This is a genomic window from Acinetobacter johnsonii, from assembly GCF_048551975.1.
Taxonomy (GTDB): Bacteria; Pseudomonadota; Gammaproteobacteria; order Pseudomonadales; family Moraxellaceae; genus Acinetobacter; species Acinetobacter johnsonii_A.
Window position 1 is genome coordinate 1 of the sequence record NZ_JBIMCF010000019.1, and the last position, 18039, is coordinate 18039.

General features: G+C 42.6%; 23 protein-coding genes and 1 pseudogene. 8 read left to right on the forward strand and 16 right to left on the reverse strand.

Features of this window, described 5'->3' with window-relative positions:
• Positions 1-610: 610 nt before the first annotated feature.
• The 3 genes from ACG9ZB_RS12860 to ACG9ZB_RS12870 all read right to left on the reverse strand — a co-directional run bounded on the left by ACG9ZB_RS12860 (position 611) and on the right by ACG9ZB_RS12870 (position 2950).
• The gene (locus tag ACG9ZB_RS12860; protein WP_419326170.1) at positions 611-1987 is read right to left on the reverse strand and encodes a dihydrolipoyl dehydrogenase; all 1377 of its coding nucleotides are present in this window, start codon (positions 1985-1987) and stop codon (positions 611-613) included.
• A gap of 209 nt (positions 1988-2196) precedes the next feature.
• The gene (locus ACG9ZB_RS12865) at positions 2197-2622 is read right to left on the reverse strand and encodes a beta-lactamase hydrolase domain-containing protein (protein WP_419326129.1); all 426 of its coding nucleotides are present in this window, start codon (positions 2620-2622) and stop codon (positions 2197-2199) included.
• Complete coding sequence (locus ACG9ZB_RS12870) at positions 2615-2950, reverse strand: TIGR01244 family sulfur transferase (protein ID WP_419326130.1); 336 nt, start codon at positions 2948-2950, stop codon at positions 2615-2617. The genes ACG9ZB_RS12865 and ACG9ZB_RS12870 overlap by 8 nt, the downstream gene beginning before the upstream one ends.
• Before the next feature lie 124 nt (positions 2951-3074).
• Between ACG9ZB_RS12870 and ACG9ZB_RS12875 the strand changes: the two genes are divergently transcribed.
• The 3 genes from ACG9ZB_RS12875 to ACG9ZB_RS12885 are packed head-to-tail and all read left to right on the forward strand — an operon-like array spanning position 3075 to position 4840.
• Positions 3075-3971, forward strand: a complete 897-nt coding sequence (locus tag ACG9ZB_RS12875) for an alpha/beta hydrolase (protein ID WP_419326131.1) — start codon at positions 3075-3077, stop codon at positions 3969-3971.
• On the forward strand, positions 3972-4403 hold the full coding sequence (gene trxC, locus ACG9ZB_RS12880; protein ID WP_201952554.1) for a thioredoxin TrxC: 432 nt from the start codon (positions 3972-3974) through the stop codon (positions 4401-4403).
• Between the two features lie 17 nt (positions 4404-4420).
• The gene (locus ACG9ZB_RS12885) at positions 4421-4840 is read left to right on the forward strand and encodes an acyl-CoA thioesterase (protein ID WP_151836488.1); all 420 of its coding nucleotides are present in this window, start codon (positions 4421-4423) and stop codon (positions 4838-4840) included.
• Between the two features lie 62 nt (positions 4841-4902).
• On the opposite strand, the pseudogene ACG9ZB_RS12890 reads toward ACG9ZB_RS12885, so the two are convergent.
• From ACG9ZB_RS12890 to ACG9ZB_RS12900, 3 genes and pseudogenes are all read right to left on the reverse strand, one after another.
• Positions 4903-5399: pseudogene (locus ACG9ZB_RS12890) on the reverse strand (nuclear transport factor 2 family protein).
• Between the two features lie 137 nt (positions 5400-5536).
• Entirely contained in the window at positions 5537-6037 is a 501-nt protein-coding gene (locus tag ACG9ZB_RS12895) for a DUF4442 domain-containing protein (protein WP_010327555.1), read from the reverse strand.
• A 28-nt stretch (positions 6038-6065) separates the two neighbouring features.
• Entirely contained in the window at positions 6066-6554 is a 489-nt protein-coding gene (locus ACG9ZB_RS12900) for a YajQ family cyclic di-GMP-binding protein (RefSeq protein ID WP_004697619.1), read from the reverse strand.
• Positions 6555-6645: 91 nt separating this feature from the next.
• Here ACG9ZB_RS12900 and ACG9ZB_RS12905 point away from each other — a divergent pair, with 91 nt between their 5' ends.
• Positions 6646-6960: a rhodanese-like domain-containing protein gene (locus tag ACG9ZB_RS12905; protein WP_004697620.1), complete on the forward strand. Its 315-nt coding sequence runs from the start codon at positions 6646-6648 to the stop codon at positions 6958-6960.
• A gap of 107 nt (positions 6961-7067) precedes the next feature.
• Here the strand turns inward: ACG9ZB_RS12905 and mnmC are convergent, their stop codons facing one another.
• The 4 genes from mnmC to ACG9ZB_RS12925 are packed head-to-tail and all read right to left on the reverse strand — an operon-like array spanning position 7068 to position 10460.
• Positions 7068-8975 carry an FAD-dependent 5-carboxymethylaminomethyl-2-thiouridine(34) oxidoreductase MnmC gene (gene mnmC, locus ACG9ZB_RS12910; RefSeq protein ID WP_419326133.1) on the reverse strand — a complete coding sequence of 636 codons (1908 nt, stop codon included), beginning with the start codon at positions 8973-8975 and terminating at the stop codon, positions 7068-7070.
• A gap of 30 nt (positions 8976-9005) precedes the next feature.
• Positions 9006-9509 carry a hypothetical protein gene (locus ACG9ZB_RS12915; protein ID WP_419326134.1) on the reverse strand — a complete coding sequence of 168 codons (504 nt, stop codon included), beginning with the start codon at positions 9507-9509 and terminating at the stop codon, positions 9006-9008.
• A gap of 4 nt (positions 9510-9513) precedes the next feature.
• Positions 9514-9816 (reverse strand): YciI family protein, encoded by a 303-nt coding sequence (locus tag ACG9ZB_RS12920; protein WP_411371139.1) that lies wholly within the window; start codon positions 9814-9816, stop codon positions 9514-9516.
• Positions 9817-9845: 29 nt separating this feature from the next.
• Entirely contained in the window at positions 9846-10460 is a 615-nt protein-coding gene (locus ACG9ZB_RS12925) for an inner membrane-spanning protein YciB (RefSeq protein ID WP_004983445.1), read from the reverse strand.
• A 44-nt stretch (positions 10461-10504) separates the two neighbouring features.
• On the opposite strand from ACG9ZB_RS12925, the gene ACG9ZB_RS12930 reads away from it, so the two are divergent.
• Entirely contained in the window at positions 10505-11356 is an 852-nt protein-coding gene (locus tag ACG9ZB_RS12930) for a PHP domain-containing protein (RefSeq protein WP_419326135.1), read from the forward strand.
• A 67-nt stretch (positions 11357-11423) separates the two neighbouring features.
• On the opposite strand, the gene ACG9ZB_RS12935 is transcribed toward ACG9ZB_RS12930, so the two are convergent.
• Positions 11424-12335 (reverse strand): bestrophin family protein, encoded by a 912-nt coding sequence (locus ACG9ZB_RS12935; protein WP_004983451.1) that lies wholly within the window; start codon positions 12333-12335, stop codon positions 11424-11426.
• 75 nt (positions 12336-12410) lie between these two features.
• Positions 12411-13103 (reverse strand): RadC family protein, encoded by a 693-nt coding sequence (radC, locus tag ACG9ZB_RS12940; protein ID WP_419326136.1) that lies wholly within the window; start codon positions 13101-13103, stop codon positions 12411-12413.
• Between the two features lie 111 nt (positions 13104-13214).
• Here radC and coaBC point away from each other — a divergent pair, with 111 nt between their 5' ends.
• Both coaBC and ACG9ZB_RS12950 read left to right on the forward strand, forming a co-directional pair.
• Complete coding sequence (gene coaBC / locus ACG9ZB_RS12945; protein ID WP_419326137.1) at positions 13215-14489, forward strand: bifunctional phosphopantothenoylcysteine decarboxylase/phosphopantothenate--cysteine ligase CoaBC; 1275 nt, start codon at positions 13215-13217, stop codon at positions 14487-14489.
• Between the two features lie 77 nt (positions 14490-14566).
• Positions 14567-14956: a cytochrome b562 gene (locus ACG9ZB_RS12950; protein ID WP_419326138.1), complete on the forward strand. Its 390-nt coding sequence runs from the start codon at positions 14567-14569 to the stop codon at positions 14954-14956.
• 61 nt (positions 14957-15017) lie between these two features.
• Here ACG9ZB_RS12950 and secB read toward each other — a convergent pair whose 3' ends face one another.
• From secB to rsgA, 4 genes are all read right to left on the reverse strand, one after another.
• The gene (secB, locus tag ACG9ZB_RS12955) at positions 15018-15467 is read right to left on the reverse strand and encodes a protein-export chaperone SecB (RefSeq protein WP_004697631.1); all 450 of its coding nucleotides are present in this window, start codon (positions 15465-15467) and stop codon (positions 15018-15020) included.
• A 27-nt stretch (positions 15468-15494) separates the two neighbouring features.
• The gene (gene grxC, locus ACG9ZB_RS12960; RefSeq protein WP_004697632.1) at positions 15495-15749 is read right to left on the reverse strand and encodes a glutaredoxin 3; all 255 of its coding nucleotides are present in this window, start codon (positions 15747-15749) and stop codon (positions 15495-15497) included.
• Between the two features lie 19 nt (positions 15750-15768).
• Complete coding sequence (locus ACG9ZB_RS12965; protein WP_419326140.1) at positions 15769-16176, reverse strand: rhodanese-like domain-containing protein; 408 nt, start codon at positions 16174-16176, stop codon at positions 15769-15771.
• Between the two features lie 97 nt (positions 16177-16273).
• A complete protein-coding gene (gene rsgA / locus ACG9ZB_RS12970; RefSeq protein ID WP_119064709.1) occupies positions 16274-17332 on the reverse strand; it encodes a ribosome small subunit-dependent GTPase A in 1059 nt (352 codons plus the stop codon).
• Between the two features lie 124 nt (positions 17333-17456).
• Here rsgA and orn point away from each other — a divergent pair, with 124 nt between their 5' ends.
• Positions 17457-18011, forward strand: a complete 555-nt coding sequence (orn, locus tag ACG9ZB_RS12975) for an oligoribonuclease (protein ID WP_004697635.1) — start codon at positions 17457-17459, stop codon at positions 18009-18011.
• Positions 18012-18039: the final 28 nt, after the last annotated feature.

Consider the following 18039-nt stretch of genomic DNA (forward strand, 5'->3'; position numbering starts at 1 on the left):
GATGGTAGTGTGGAGTTATCCATGTGAGAGTAAGTCATCGCCAGCTCATTAATTCTAAATCCCCCTCCGCTAATCGCTGAGGGGGATTTTTTTATGCGCCATTTATTAAAACAAAAACAAAAGAGCTGAGAACATGCATTTATAAGGGCCTAAGTGGTAAAAAGCCAGCATTTTCTGGTTTTTATGTCATATTTAACAAGATCACAGAGCACCTTTTAACGTTTCTTGATGTGCTTTAACTTGTTTTGTTGGCATGCTTTCTATAATCTTAATAAATTTATTCTCTAAACAAAAGCAAGAATATGGTGGAATTATTTGCCAAGTAAGCAATTATTTGAAGAGAATAGCCATTTATGAACCAAAATGGATCAGGAATGACTGACTTATGTATTACAACACATGGTTTATTACGGTTATTAATGTGTCTTAGATCAGTTAAGTTACGCACTAAAATAAGAACTTTACCGCTAATCTAATAAGGTGTGTGTCTTGTAGTTAAATCAACGTTATGCCGCGAATGATTTATAGTTCACTGCACAGTGTTGATGAAATCGTTTTAATTACACACAGCAAACCTTATTAAAAGAATATGAATCATAAATTTCGCAGCCTACGTATCCAGTTGTCGGCGCGCATGCTTTAATGCTGTTCTTAAACCTTCTTCAAGGGTCGGGTGATAAAATGGTTTCTGCAAAATTTCATCAACAGTCAGTTGCTCTGAAATCATCCATGCCAGTAAATGGGCCAAATGTTCAGTAGAGTCTGTGAGTAATTCAGCACCCAGCAACTTTCGGCTGCTTTTATCCACATATACCTCGATGGCGCCATGGTTTTTACCCAGAATTAATGCACGTCCTTGTTTAGCATAAGAGACTTCGCCGATGACAAAATCGATAGGAACACTTTGTAGTTGCTTAAAGTTTTGTCCAACCATTGCCATTTCTGGGCTACTAAACACGATGCCTAAAGGCGTTAGGGTGTTACATGATTCTATAGTGGGAAAGTTTAATGCATTTTTGACCGAAACTTTACCTTCGTGTGCGGCTTCATGTTGTAGTGGAGTATCAGTATATGCATCGCCAATGATAAAAATCGGGTAGCCTGCAAGTTGTTTGCTCTCAGGATCAACAGGTAAATGTTTTAAGTCTGTGAATGAGGTGTTGATATTTTCGAGTTGAAGAGTATTTAAAAGGCTGCTTCGGCCAGTGGCAACCAGTAAATAATCGATGTTGAGAGTTTTAGGCTGATCATTTTCAGTAAAACTAATTTCAACTTGATTATTTATATACTTAACCTCTGTGGGTAAAACTTCGAACTTGATTTCAAGTTCGGCGCTAATTTCTGTTTGTGCCAACTGTTGCAATTTTGGACTAGTCAGAATGCCGACTTTACGACTACGTGCAAAGACTGTGGTATTGACGCCAAGTCGTTGCATGGCTTGCGCAAGTTCAATCGCGATGACGCCGCTTCCAATAACGGCTAAGGAGTTAGGCAAAGCATCAAGTTCAAAGATTTGATCGGAGGTGATGAGACGATCACCGAGTTCATTCTTCCATGCTGGGTCAAAGATAGGTGTGGAGCCTACAGCTAAAATAAAGCTTTTGGCTTGGTAGTGTTGCCCATTAACTTCGACCGTTTTTTCATCGACAAAGCGAGCACGGCCCTGTATTTTATGGGACTCAGGCCAGCTCTCTACGGTTTTAAGGGTACTATGAGTAAAGCGATCACGTAGTTTTTGTACGTGTTGCACGACCTGACTGCGGTCTATTTTTGACTCTACTTGCAATCCAACACGATCCGCGTGTTGTATATCGTGCATGCGATTTGCTGTAGAAATCAGGACTTTTGACGGCATGCAGCCGACACGTGCACAAGTTGTGTCCCATGGTCCATCATTAATGATTAATAGATTTTGTGTGGACTTCACGGCTTGTTGGTAGGCTACGATACCCGCAGTTCCAGCCCCAATAATAATCAGATCATACATAAGCAAACGTTTATCTAAGCGAGACATACTCTATAGTTAACATATTCAGGGCTGTAGATGATTATATTTTGTAAAAAAACGGCATTAGATGCCTTCTTCACTTTCATTTGACTTATAAGCCAGTGCCAACGCTTACCCCAACGGTAGGACGGACATTCATTGAGCTACATGCTGTCATTAAAGTACAGCAGAGCAAAAGCAGCAACAGTTTATTCATGGAGTAATCCTCGTTGTTTTGCCTGATTGAACAGCAGACTAGAGCGAGCACCACTCTTGCAAACCATTAAAATAGGCTTGGGCAATTCATTATAATATTTAGCAAATTCGACCACGTCTGTTTCAGAAATTTTACTGCTGATAACCGGTTGGTAAATTACGCTGACTTTGGACTGTTCCGCAATATTACGCAATTGATCAACGCGAACGGTATTGCCTTTTTCTTGATCTGGTCGGTTGACAATGACCGACTTAAAACCTTGTTTTATTAACTGTTGAAACTTGTCTTGGGTCATTTCCCCTGAAACGCTGAGCTGCGGGCTGAGTGCTTGACTCAGGTTATTCATTGCCGCCCACAATGCACTGCTCGTTAAAATAAGAGCAGTGCAGATGACACTTTTAAACAACCGTTTAGTCATCTAACAGGTCCATTTGTTTGGCCAGTTGGTATAAGTTGTTCGAGCGATTGCCTGTACGGCAGAACATTAAAATAGGTTTTGGTAGCTCATTGAAATGATTGGCAAAAGTGCGTACATCCATTTCTGTGATTTGACCAGCAACCACAGGTTGGTAGACGTAATCTAGGCCTGCAACACGTGCTGCTTCTTCAATTTGAGCGCTGGTTGGTTGTTCTGCGCCACCTTCCATATCTGGGCGGTTATTGATCAAAGATTTAAATCCTTTTTCAACCACTTGAACTAAATGTTCTGGGCCAATTTGACCTGCAAAGCCTACATTTTCGCTCATGCTGTCACTCCAAAATTAAACTAATCGAGATATGCTTTATGATAGCATTAAGCTGAAAGTTCAGCCTATGCTGTTGAAATATTTATAAGCGATTACAACCATAAAATAACGCAATGGAGCAGGTATGCACGCCTATACCGTTGAACCGCTATATGTCAAAAGTGGCCAAGAGGTCATTGCTGCGGATTTTTATCGTCCGAAAACCGAAGAAAAACCAGCAGTGATTGTGATGGCCCATGGCTTGGCTGGGCTTCGCCAATTCAAACTGATTCAATTTGCGCAAAGGTTTGCACAAGCAGGCTATGCGGTCGTGTTATTCGACTATCGTTATTGGGGGGGGAGTACGGGGCGCCCAAGAGAGCTGGTGTCGATTAAAAAGCAGCTCGAAGACTGGCGCACCATGATTAACCATATCAAAGAGCGTAAGTCGATTGATAGGCGACGTATTGTGCTGTGGGGGACGGCACTCAGCGGTGGATATGTACTCGATATTGCTGCAGAGTTCAAAAATGTTCAGGCGGTGATGGCGCAAGTGCCTTTTGTCGATGGTGCTGAAAGTGCCAAGCTTTACCCGTTACAGCAACTCCCGAAAGCGTTAAAGCTGTCCAGCCAAGATTATATGGGGGGTAAAGTTGGGATGTCCCCGACCACTTTACCTGTAGTTGATCCACGTGAGTTATGTTTTTTACCGACGCAAGATGCGTATTTGGGTTATCGTTCGATTATTAATCCTGATTATTATTGGAGTGGTGAGATACCTGCCCGATTATTTTTTAATTTAATTCGTTATCGTCCGATTCAAAATGTCAGACAAATTAATATTCCTGTACTTTTCATTGCCGCCAAGCATGATAGTTTAATTCCGATTGAATCCAGTCGTGAAGCAGCTACCAATATTGCCCCTTTTGTTCAATATCATGAATGGGAGATGCAGCATTTTGATATTTATCATGCCAGTTGGTTTGAAAAAGCCATTTCGACCCAATTAGAATTCTTACATCAACATATTGGAGTCAACTAAATGATTATCGTCTGTCCGACCTGTATGGCAAAAAATCGTGTCCCTGAAGAGAAGCTGAATGCTAATCCGAGTTGTGGTCAATGCCACGCAGCGCTTTTACCTGCGGCACCGATTGAATTGAATGAGCAGAATTTTAGCCAGTTCATTAGCCATAGCGATTTGCCTGTATTTATTGATTTATGGGCAGAGTGGTGTGGTCCATGTAAAATGATGGCTCCGCACTTTGCTGAAGTGGCGAAACAAAATCCACAAGTGATTTTTGCCAAAATTAATACCGAAGAATCTCCACGATTAAGTAGTGCCTTTAATGTGCGAAGTATTCCAACCTTAGTTTTAATGAATAAAACTACTGAAATTGCTAGAATAAGCGGCGCGCTCCGTGCGCCACAATTGCAACAATGGTTAGATCAACAGTTGCAAGCCCAGTCATAACGAAAATTGGAGTCAACGTGTCAGAGATTCATGTGAAACCAGAAGGGATGCTATCTCTTCAAACGATTGCAATGCCAGCTGATACCAACTGGAGTGGAGATGTGTTTGGTGGTTGGATTGTGTCACAAATGGATTTGGCCGGCGCAATTCACGCAGAACGCTTTAGTAAAGGGCGTTGTGCAACGATTTCGATTAATCAGATGACGTTCTTGGTCCCTGTCAAAGTCGGGGACGTGATTAGTTGTTATACTAAAATTTTAAAAGTAGGCAATACCTCGATTCAAATGGAAATTGAGGTATGGGATAGTCATGATAGTTCACGCCCACCTGTACGTGTAACTGAAGGTGTATTTACCTTTGTGGCAGTGGATGTCAAAGGCAATAAGCGCCAAATTCCAACTGATGTGAAAGAGAAATTTTTTGCCAATCAAGCTTGAGACGAGCTAAAAGCCAGTAATAATACTGGCTTTTTTATAATTATTTGAAAAGTGATTAAGCTTTAGAACATCGTGTTGCTATTTGCTGATTCTGCAGGCACGCTCTGCACGGCATCCCAATGTTCTACAATTTTACCTTGTTCGACACGGAAAATATCAACGACAGCCTCTCCGCGGTCTTGTGCATTTTGGGTGGAGTGGACGTGCAGTACAACCAAATCACCATCGGCAATCACACGCTTGATGGTACTTTTTGCTTGTGGGTGTTCTTTAAAATACTGGGTGAAATAGTTTACAAAAGGCGCTTTGCCGTCTGCGACATAGGGATTATGTTGAATGTATTGTGTACCAATATAGCGGTCTGAATAGGTTTGAACCTGATGTTTGCTAAAAACCCCTTCATAAAAGTCCACCACAATTTTTTTATTCTGTTCGGTCAGAGCAGAGGCAGAATGATGACTCGGCGTTGTTGAAACCGATGAGTTGGCTAGTTGTGCTGTTGGCAGGCCACCAGCCCCAAAGAAAATAAGGCAGTCGCTAAAATTAGTCTTTTTTTCATCAAGTCAGCTCAAATATTCATGTTATGTAGCATGATTTTGAGCTGAGTCGAAGCACAGATATAGTAAGTTTTAGTCGCAGCTTTAGCGTGTTCTTGTAAATTTTATACTTACCAAACAGTAAGTTATATTTACATTTTTACTTTTTTAATGATGCTTTGTCGAGCCACGCCCATAACATTTCACATTGAACGGGTGCTTCACCCGATTCATCCATTACTGTCACAGAAACTAAAGTTTCACCTTTAGCGGTGGTTTGCATCAGCTGCTGTTGTTCTGGTGTTAAGGTGGCTGTCGCTGTCATGGCACCTTTACTCGGACGTTTAAAGTCAACGTGCATGCTTTTAATCAGAACGATGCAATGATCAGGTACATTCATCCCTGTTACAAAACCGGTTGCCGTTTCAGCAATTAAAGCCATGGCGCAGGCATGCAGTTGACCAATATGGTTTTGCATGGCACGGTGATTTTCGATTTTGACCACGACTTCGCTGTGACTGACTTGCAAATAACGAATATTGGCACTGCCGACCATGGGAACTATGCGACCAAAAGCTTGACTCCATAATCGCGTACGTAATGCTTTCGGCAAGCGTGACGTGGTTTTTACAAGTTTTGATAAGCGATTGGCCTTTGGCATAGTTACCTCAAATGATCAAACAAGAGTATTAGTCTTTAAAGTTATTGAACTGTAAAGGCAGACCAAATTGTTGTTCTTTTAAAAAGGTCATTACTTGCTGTAATGTATCGCGCTTTTTATCAGTCACACGAATTTTGTCGCCTTGAATTGAAGATTGCACTTTAATGCCGCTTTCTTTAATGGCCTTGTTAATTTTTTTTGCGGTATCTGAGTCAAGTCCGTCTTTTAATTTCACCACTTGAAGTACATTTTTACCTGAAGCAGTCATTTTTTGTGGATCAAGCGCTTGAATATCGACTTTACGCTTAAAGAAATGGTTCTCTAACATGGTATACACTTGTTCACACTGGAAATCACTTTCAGTTGAGATTTTGATTTCTTTGTTTTTTTCATTGAGTTCAATAGAAACATCCTGACCACGGAAGTCGAAACGGGTTGCGATTTCCTTTTGGGTATTCTGAACGGCATGATTTACTTCAAAAATTTCTAATTCTGAAACAATATCAAAAGATGGCATGGATTAGACCTTTACAAATGGAAAGAATATCTGAGATGCTAGGGATGTTTTCTTCATTTGCCAAGTGTTGTTTACATCAAAGGAGTGCGCAATGATCCGTAAACAAGAAATTACAACATTTGAGTTCCCAGAGGATGCGATCATCTGGGATGTACGCGATTCAAGTGCTTATGCTGAAGCACACGTGAAAGGGGCGATTAATCAGCCAATCACAGAACTTTCAGCACAGAGCCTTACTCAAGTGTCGACGGATCAACCGATTTACATTTTATGCGGTGGCGGTAGTAAAGCGCCACGTGCTGCAGAGTTACTCGAAGGTTTTGACAGTGAGCGTGAGTATGTGATTTTAATGGGGGGTACCCGTGCTGCTCGTGATGCTGGTTTAGCCTTAGAACAAAGTAATTAAGCAGAAGCAAAAAAAGCGCCGTAAGGCGCTTTTTTAATGTCTTAGAAATTTACATTTCTCTATTTATAGCGCCATACGCTGTACTTGAGTCATAAGCAGAACTAAGACTACGCTTTAAAATAAGGCTTTTTAGCTTTGAGCTTTTTCTGGAATCGGGTCGGACTGAGCTTTTGTAGCAATGACTCAGGAACAGGGCAGGCCTCTTTTAGCATCTGTGCCGCTAAAATTTCACTACATAAAGGCGCAAACAAAAAGCCTTTAGAACCCAAGCCCGCAAAGCTATAAATTTCAGTCTGTTCAGACATTTTTCCAAGGACTGGAAAATAGTCCAAACTTTGCGCGCGAACGGATGCACGGCCTTGCCAAGTCGTCACATCAGGAAGTGATTGTGCATAATGTGGAAAGATACTGTGGATAAGCTCGTAGTTATGCACATGGTCTTCAAGTAAAACATCGCTGTCGTCCCGATTTGGATAGAAGGATGCACCTAATATGAGTTGTTGAGCATCAAGCTGCATACAATAGCCGCCATAGCTATAAGCTTGATTGAGGGCTAAAGGTTGCGCAGTATTCTCCACCCAACTGACTTGTCCGCGAATGGGCTTCAGCACAGGGTAGTGCTCAAAGAAAGTAGCTGTGTGGCGTGCACAACAGACAATCACGTGATCAAATTGACCGAGAGATTGAGCTTGTTCATTGAAAAGTTCATTGTGCTCTGGATGGATTTGAGTAATTTTGGCTTGTACGAACTGAATCAGCGGATGCGCTAAGATTTGATCTCTGAGTTGATGTGGTGAGACAGCGCCAGCTTCAGTTAGATTCAGACTTGGATATTCAGTGATTAACGCAGAATTAGCAGCAGTTTCGGCTGTCAGAAGACCCGCAGGATATTGTTGTTCGAGATCGAGTAAGTCTTCAGCTTTTTTCAGTGCCAGTTGATGTACTTGAATGGGGCGAAAAGCCTGAAACTTGGGATAGTGCTGTAAAGCATGTTGCCAAGCCAAAGTCATTAAATGCTCATGACTTTGTTCAATTGGACAAAGTTTGGGATTAAGTAACGCCAGCGGATTGCCTGAACCTCCTGCAAGTGGCTCAGAATGGTCGTAGAGCGTGACTTCGTGCCCACGCTCAGCAAAGGCCCATGCACTAGTTAAACCTGCAATCCCTGCGCCAATGATTGCAATTTGGCGTTGTTTACAAGCGTGTAGTACTTGATCAGGTCGATTTTGATTCAATACTGATTGGCTATCTACAGCGTCTGATGTATTTTCAGGCTCAGCAGCTAACCAGATGGCTTTCAGCATTTCGCGTTTATGCTTATAGCCACGCGGACGTGAAATAGAAATACCATGCTGCGTTAAACCACGTTTGAGCACGCCTGCGACACTAAATGAAGAAAATGTCGTTCCAATACCAGATAAGCGAACGATGTGATTCAGTACTTGCTCTTCCCATATATCTGGATTACAGGCAGGCGCGAAACCATCGAGGAACCATGCGTTAACGCTACTGGTTTTTGCCATACTGGAAAAAACATCGTGAGCATCGCCTAACCAAAGGTCAAGGCTAAAACGTTCCTCAGGGAAGCTCAGGCGATGACAACCCGCAATCGGATGCGGGTACTGTGCAATCAGTTGATCGGCGATCGGTTTGAGTTCAGGCCAGACATTGAGTGCACGTATAAGATCCGTTTTAGACAGCGGAAATTTTTCAACTGAAATGGCATGGAGGTGGCTGTGGTTATTTGGGCGAACCTGTTGCCAAAGTTGCCAAAGCGCCAAGATGTTGAGCCCTGTGCCAAAGCCTGTTTCACCCACACTAAAATATTCAAAGGACTGAAGATTTGACAGGCGCTCAGATAAATCGTTGCCATTTAAAAACACATGGCGTGTTTCAAGTAGACCATTGTCTTTGGAAAAATAGACATCGCCAAATTGTTTTGAAACTGGCACATCTATGCCATCAATATGTTGCCATTCTAAATCGGCAGTTTGAATTGCACGCGACACAACCACAGCACCCTATTGTTTTCAATAGGGCTTAGCTTACCACTGACGACGGCGTTTGGTATAAACGTAACTGGCAATTAAGAAACCCAGTAATACACCAACAGCTATGGTTGCTGCGCCGTAGAGGAACATTTGCGCACTGCGTTCGCTTTGTAAGACTTGTACTTGTACACCGAGGCTATCATTTTTGAGTTGTAGCTCTTGGTTTTGCGCCAAAGCATCAAGGTTGGCTTTTTCCAATTGTGCAAGACGTGAAGCTTGGTCTTTGACCAGTGCTTTGACTTTGGCATCTTGCAATGCTTTGTTCTTAGCAAGTTGTTCAGCGGTGAGTGGTTTGGCTTCTTGTGGTTGACCTGTTGGGCTAACTGTGGCCACCGCTGGAATGATTTTCAGTTGAGTTGTACTGCCTTGCACTTGAACAGGTGTGGCAGTGGTTGCTGGTACAGCAGGGGCTACACTCGGGGCAGGAGCGGTTTCAACGGCCCACGCTATAGAAGAAAGAAGAGATAAGCCCAATAAGCTTGTGACAACAACGCGCATGACCTTATCCTTGAGGGAATGCTTTATTAAATGGTTTAACATCAATCTGACGATAAACCCCTGCTTTTAAGAATGGCTCTTCCTGTAACCATGCATCGAGTGCTTCACGTGAGTCAAAGTCAACAATGATTGTACTGCCATAAAAGCCTGCTTGCGGATTGCTTGGGTCTTTCGGCATCGCTCCTGCAACAATTAAACGACCCTCATCATTGAGCTTTTGTAAACGAGCAAGATGTTCTGGACGTGTAGCAAGACGTTTTTCGACTGTACCTTCTTGATCGGTACATGTGACGACGAATAGCGGCATAAGAGTTCTCGATGTATGTTCTGGCTAAATTACTCTTCAGAAGATTTAAAGTATTTACGCAATACAATAAACTGAATAATGATAAAGGAAAACATCACGATCATGTCACCAAAAGCCGTGAATTCTCCCCAATATTTTCCGTCCATAAATAAAAATGCGAAAAATACGTGTAAAAAAGACATGAGGGCAAACATAGCAGCCCATGCAAAGTTTAAGTTTTTCCAACCTGCGTCGGTTAAATTGAAGATTGGGCCGAACAAACGTTTGATCAGCGGTTTACGTTCTTTGCCAAAATAAGGAGAAAGTAAGAAAGCACCTGAGAAAATAATGTTCAGCAAGGCCGCTTTAAGTTTGATGTAAAAGTCATCCGACAGCATTAAGGTGACACCGCCAAAAATAACCGTCATAAACAACACAATCCACTGTTGTTTGTCTAAACGGAACTTTTGCATGAAGAACAGTGCACCGTAAACCACCAGCATCGAAATGATCAAACCTGTAGTCGCGACAAGAATATTATTATTATCGACACCCCCAGCAGAACCAATCAATTGGAGCAATGGGTGATCAGTATTTTTAGGATCTACAGTTTTATATAAATAAAAGAAAATGATCAGCGGCACAAAGTCTAAAAGTGCTTTCATGTTAGAGTATCTAAATCTGTTCAAATAAATAGCTAGTATAAGTGATGGAAGGCGTAGATTTACATACTCACAGCAATATTTCTGATGGTACTTTCACACCGAAGCAATTGGTTGATGCTGCCGCGGAAAAAGGCATCCACACCTTGGCTTTGACAGACCATGACACCATGGATGGCGTTGCTTTAGCAGAGTTAGCTGCAAAGTCGCATGCGATGCGTATTATTTCAGGTGTAGAAATTTCCAGTCAGTGGTCGAGACCATCGATTAAGAAAAATTACGGTGTGCATGTGGTTGCATTGAATATGCAAGACTTAGAACCACTGCAAAGATGTCTTGAACAGCAAAAACAAATCCGCGCGCGCCGCGCCAAAGAAATTTGTGATTTGTTAATTCCACTGATTGGTGAAGATATTTATCTCGATGTTTTGGCGAAAGTTGAACAGATGCCTGACCGTGTGACTCGAACCCATATTGCCAAGACCTTGGTTGAAAAAAAGTATGTGAGTCGTGCGCAACAAGCGTTTGATAAATATATTAAAGAAGGTAAGAAAGCCTATGTAAAATTTGATGGGCTGGGCTTAGAAGAAACCATTCAAGTGATTCATGCCAGTGGCGGTTTTGCCGTATTGGCGCATCCGACACGGTATGATTTATCTGCTACTAATATTCGTTATCTGATTGAAATATTTGCGCAGTTTGGTGGAGATGCAGTTGAGTTACCGCCTAATGTGGAACCGGCATCTACCCGTCAAATGGTGGATCGGATGATTGCAGAGCATGGTTTAAAAGTATCGGTCGGGAGTGACTTTCATGGTGACAATATGCCGTGGATTAAGTTGGGCAATATTCCCAGAGTTAAAGACGGGCAAGTGGGGATTTGGGAAAGTTTTATTTAACGAGTACTGGTCATTCTTAACTTCTCCAAGAGTTATCTAGCCTAAGAGAAGGTCAGCGTGCGCTTGATTAGAGTAAGTTATTGTCTTGTGCCTGAATGGGGGGAGGGGTAGGTTTACCTAAAGTTCCAAGCAGTTCAATTTCGATAGTCCGTACCATCGAGTCTAGCGGCAAGTCATTACTTTGCGTTCCGAAAGGTTCTTCAATTTCCGAGCTCAAAGCATCGAGTCCTAAGAAGGTATAGGCCAACACACCAACCAAGAGCGGGGTGAAAATACCCAAGGTTGAGCCTAAGCTAAACGGTAAAATGAGACAGAAAAAATATACCGTACGATTGAGTAATACAGAGTAGGCAAAAGGTAGCGGTGTTGTCGCAATACGATCACAGCCAGTTTGTACCACACTCAAGTCAGCAACGTGCTGATTCAACTGCGCATAGACAATGTCGCTAATTTCACCTTCTTTTAATGCTTGCATTAACTCCCACTGAATCAGACTAAGCGTGTACTGCGGGGCATTGGCTTGTTGATACAACTGAGTCAGTGCATTTTGACTTAGGCCACTGGTTTCCACCAGTTCCGTAGGATTGGCTGTTTGATGGCGTAAACGGTCACGCAAGACATTGGCAAAGACAATCACATGTTGAATCACACGCTCACGACGACCTTGGGTCAAGATACGACAGTCACGGTCAAAGTGACGTGAATTGGCAATTAAAATACCCCATAGCTTCCGTGCTTCCCACCAACGGTCATAGCAGGCACTATTTTTAAAGCCGAGGAAAATGGAAAGTACCACCCCAATGAGGGTGAAGCCGACCAAAGGCAGTTCAGGGAAGTGAAAATAGCCGACATATGACAAAATGCCAATAATGGCGGAGACCAACATGACCACGCCCAAAGGGGGTAAAACTTTGGGAAGAATGGTGCCACGCCATGAAAAAAGCACCTTAAAAATACTGGGCTGATCACGCACAATCATGTGATTAGAATTCTTTTAAAATTTTGCTTGATCTTCATATTTGTCGCGGTATTTGTCAATCATTTGTCTGCATATTTAAGTGGGTTGGATCAGGTCGTGTTCAGCAAAAGAAAATGTACCTTCGGGCGATAAAATAAAATGATCAATCAGTTGAATGTCCACGAGCTGACTGGCTTGAAGAATACGCTCGGTCAGTTCGATATCCGCCGCGGAGGGCTGAGCTTTTCCAAGCGGATGGTTATGGGCAATCACGACAAAGGTAGCATGTTGAGCAATACAATAACGGAGCAATTGGTTAATCGAGATTTCACAAGAATTTACTGCACCAAAGAACAACTTTTTAAAGTTTATTTTTCTTAAATGTGCATCGAGACAGAGTACGGCAAAAACCTCTTGGTTCTCGCTTGAAAATTCATACTGTAAAAACTTGAGTAACTGAGCTGAATGATTGAGCTCTAACTTTTCTTGCTTGAGCTGCTGACTACTGTAGCGTCGTCCCAATTCTTTGACGGCCATTAATTGTGAATACTTGGTCGGGCCAATGCCGTGAAATTGGCTGAGTTCGGGTAGTTCAGCATCGAAAACGGCATTCAGACTGCCGAAATGCTGTAACAGCAGACGGGCCAATTCGACCGCAGAATGTTGCGTTGAACCCGAACGGATGAAAATAGCCAGTAGTTCAGCATCAGAGAGGCTGGCAGGCCCTTGTTGTAATAAGCGTTCACGTGGCCGCTCTTGTTCGGGCCATTTTTTTATGGATAAGTGCATTATTTAATACTTTTTTATTCTTAATCTGAGAAATAGGGCCCAATCGATGATTGGGTACGAGACTATTTAATGCTATTGTGAGCGCCACTGCAACAGAAAGGTAGCCTGTTCGTGAGCTTTGATCTCAGTGTAATTCCAAATAAAAATATCCTTTTAGCTGTTACGGGCGGTATTGCAGCCTATAAAAGTGCCATTTTGGTTCGCCGTTTAAAAGATGCGGGTTTTCAAGTCCGTGTGGTGATGACCGAAGGTGCACAGGCTTTTATTACGCCGCTAACTTTTCAAGCTTTGTCGGGCAACCCTGTCCATACCGCACTTCTCGATCCTGAAGCTGAAGCGGGCATGGGGCATATTGAGCTGGCACGTTGGGCAGACTTACTCTTGGTTGCGCCTGCCAGTTGCAACACCATCGCAAAGTTTGCTGCGGGTTTAGCCGATGATCTGCTTTCTACTTTATATTTAGCCACCAAAGCCCCTGTATGGGTTGCACCAGCCATGAACCAACAAATGTGGGCGGCAAAAGCCACACAGCGTAATTTAGCGACTTTGGTGGAAGATGGCGTGCATGTAATCATGCCAGATGCAGGTGCGCAAGCTTGTGGTGATGTCGGTTTAGGCCGTATGCCTGAGCCTGAGGATTTGGCACATCAAGTGACAGAATACTTCCATAAAGCGCAGCGTGCCATGGCTGAAAAATTTGGGATGCTGGCGGGTAAAAAAGTCACCATTACTGCTGGGCCAACGCGTGAAGCGATTGATCCTGTGCGTTATATTTCCAACCACAGTACAGGGAAAATGGGCTTTGCTATTGCTGCTGCCTGTTATGCGGCAGGAGCCAAAGTGACTTTAATTGCAGGTCCTGTCAGCTTAGACACACCGAACGGTGTACGCCGAATCAATGTTTCATCTGCCATGAAAATGCTGGATACCAGTATGCAAATGTTAGATGAAGGCTGTGATGTGTTTATCGCGACTGCCGCTGTCGCGGACTATCGTGTTGCAGAAGTCGCAGAGCATAAGATTAAGAAAGCAGGGGACGAGCTCAATGTTTCTTTAATTAAAAACCCTGATATTGTGGCGACTATTGCACAGCAAGATAAACGCCCGTTCATGGTGGGGTTCGCAGCAGAAACACGTAATGTCGAGGAATATGCCGCAGGTAAATTGGTCGCGAAAAAGCTCGATATGATTGCCTGTAATGATGTGTCACGTCCTGATATTGGTTTTGCTTCTGATGAAAATGCGATGACGGTCTTTTTTGCAGAAAGCTATAAAATGGAAAAGCGCGATTTGGATAAAGCGTCGAAACAAGAAATTGCTTTACAGTTGGTTGAAGCGATTCACGATGCTTTACATCGAGACCCTGAAAGTGATGATGATTTTTAATTTACATCGGTCTTCATTTTTGCGATATTCAATGCAGCCTTAGGCTGCATTTTTTTTGCAAACTCATAGGAATAAGAATGAAAACATTATTAAAGGTTGTGCTGTTGAGCAGTGGTTTATGTTTGGCAGGACTTGCACAAGCGTCGGAAGTGCTAGAAGGTGCGATGAAATCTTTGGCGAAAAACTCAAAAGCTTTTGCTCAAGCCAAGACTGCCGCAGAGGCGAATACCGCATTAACTGAAATGCAAAAAGCTGCGGCAACTGCCAAGCAAAACAAACCTGACACTTTGATGAAACAACCAAAAGACAGTGTTAAAGTGAAACAATATGAACAAAAGTTTGATGCATTAACCGAAGAAATTGAACATGCTCAGCATTTGGTACATGCTGGGAAACTTGCAGAAGCTAGACAAAGTTCAGCCAAGTTTGAGGCTATTAAGCAGCAAGGTCATAAAGCATTTAAATAATTCAGTACAATAAAAAAAGACCGCAAAAGCGGTCTTTTTTATGTTTGAAGGGCTTAAAGTTTTAAGCTTGACCTTCAACAGCGGCTGCTTGAGCACGCTGCATATTTGCTTCGAACTCAGCATCAAAGTTAATTGGTGTAAGTAACAATTGTGGGAAACTGCCTTTAGTCACCATATCATTCACCGCTTCACGAAGGAACGGGAACAAGATGTTCGGGCAATATGCACCTAAGATGTACGGAAGACGTTCTTCTTCAACACCATCTACAAGGAAAATACCCGCTTGAGTAACATCGACAATAAACGCCGTGTCGCCTGCATTGTTTGCTTGTACAACCACTTTAAGTGAAACTTCGTAGTGAGTTGGATCAACTTTTTCAGCAGAAGATGACAAGTTGATGTTCAACTCTGGTTGCCATTCTTTGGTAAAAACTTGCGCCCCAGGGACTTCAAAAGAAATATCTTTTGTGTAAATACGTTCTAAAGCAAGTTGTGGTTGAGCTTCACTCATTTTCTAATCCTTAATATGCTGAGCTAATTATGCCAATAGTTGGTCGAGTTTGCCTTCACGCTCTAAAGCATAAAGCTGATCAAAACCACCAATAAATTGGTCATCAATAAAAATTTGTGGAACCGTACGGTGATTGGTGCGTTGCATCAATTCAATGCGAACTTCTGGCGCTTCTTTAGATAAATTAATTTCTTTATATTCAACGCCTTTACGCTCAAGGAGCTGCTTTGCGCGAACGCAATATGGACATACAGTCGTTGAGTAAATAGTGACTTGAGCCATGAGTTTCTCCTTGTGCAAATTATTTAGCTTTAACCAGTGGTAAGCCTTGAGCCTTCCAGTTACTAATCCCGCCATCTAAACGATAGCTGTCAGTATGTGAAACTTGTTGTAAAGCAGTACCTGCCACTTGGCCTAAATTACAGATGAAGACGAGTGGACGATCTGCAGCTTTTAACTCTTCAGCATGTTTTGTAATTTGGCTGTAGGGAATGTTGCGACTTCCACTGATATGACCTTCACGGAAATCTTTGGCATCACGTAAGTCAATCAACATGGCATTTTTAGCTTTCACTAAAATACCTAAAGATTGTGGTGAAATTTTGCGACCATTGCGTTGTCCTTCAAGTACGAAAAACAAAACAACCAATACCGCAAGTGTTCCAAATAAGAAGGGGTGATTCCCCATAAACTCGAACCAACGTTCCACAAGTCACCTAAATTACAATTCAAAAATTGCTAGAGAGTATAGCTTATAAAATATGGTGATCAAAATCACCGCTTCAAGGGCTAAGGTTGAATAAAAATTAATTTTTTTGCTGAGCTTCAGCAATTTCATCAATCAGACGTAAATAGCTGTCTAAACGGCGCGTTAAAATTTCACCATTTGCCGCAGCTAAGCGTAAAGCACATTGTTTTTCATGTTTATGGGTGCAGTTACGAAACTGACAGTAGCCCAACAAGTTTTCAATTTCAGGAAAGCCGTGTTGTACTTTGTCCGCATCTAAGTGCCATAAACCAAACTCACGAATTCCCGGTGAGTCAATCAGCGAGGCGCCTTCGCCAAAGCCAATCAAACGGGTAGAGGTCGTGGTGTGCTGCCCTAAGGCTGAGTTTTCAGAAATGACATTGGTTTTTTGTGCAGCGTCAGGCACGATGGCATTAATTAAAGTGCTTTTACCAACACCAGACTGGCCAACAAAAGCCACGGTTTCATTTTTTAAACGCTGAGTCAGTGCGGTTAAATCACCATCGGCTTGTGTTTGCATCACTTCATAGCCTAAGGCTTGATATTCTGCAATCAACGCTAAAATCGGATCATTGTCTTTGAGCAAATCGGTTTTGTTCAGCACCAAAAGTGCTGGAATATTGGCATCGGCACAGGCCACCAAATAACGGTCAATTAGACCTGGTGCAGGCTCAGGCAGTGGCGCAAACACAATCACAATCAGGCTGATATTGGCAGCGACAGGTTTTACTTTATGATAACGGTCTGGACGAGTCAGTAGTGACTGACGTGGCTGTATGGCATTGATGATACCGAGCCCCGTATTTGGGTCGGCTTGCCATTTGACACGATCACCTGTGACCAGTAATTCGAGATTGGTTCGTGTGTGACAGCGCCAAATGCTGCCGAGTTCAATCGGTTTCCAAAACGGTTCAGGTTCGCCTGCTTGTACTGTCGGTTTGATGGGATGTGGGTCCGGAGTCGTAAGGGCTTGCACTTCAAGCTGACGGCCGTAGTGTTGTACCACCAAACCTTCTAAATCATTTGAAGTGTCGATATCTTCTTGACGTGTTTGCTGTTGTTTCTGAATGCGGCGTTGTTGCTGTTCAGTTAAACGACGTTTACGAATTAAAGCCATTCATATCCTAAAAAACCATGAATTCAAGATGGCAAAAATAGCACGAAGCAGGGTATCAGTTACAGCATCGAAGCAATTAATTTGCTACTATCATCGTTTTTAAGCCGAATAAGATTGCACATTTATGAGCAGCACCGCTGATACGCGTTTGATTTGGATTGACCTTGAAATGACAGGTCTCGATACTGATAATGACCAAATTATTGAAGTTGCTACAATTGTAACGGATGATAACTTAAATATTTTAGCTGAAGGGCCTGTGCTTGCTGTACATCAGCCAGACCGTGTGCTGAATGCAATGGATGAGTGGAACACCCGCCAACATGGTCAATCCGGCTTAATTGAACGTGTACGTCGCAGTAAATTGACTGCGCAAGATGCGGAGCAGCAAACTTTAGAATTTCTAAAGAAATGGGTCAATCCAAAAAGCTCACCGATGTGTGGCAATTCAATCTGCCAAGACCGCCGTTTTTTACACCGTTTAATGCCTGAAATGGAACAATATTTCCACTACCGTAATTTAGACGTGTCTTCGGTAAAAGAGTTGGCTAAACGCTGGCGTCCAGAAATTATGAGTGGCTTGAAAAAGAATGCTTCACACTTAGCGATGGATGACATTCGTGATTCGATTGCGGAACTGAAGTATTATCGTGAATACTTTTTTATTATGAATAAATAAGTAGTAAAGAAAGAGGCGCTAGCCTCTT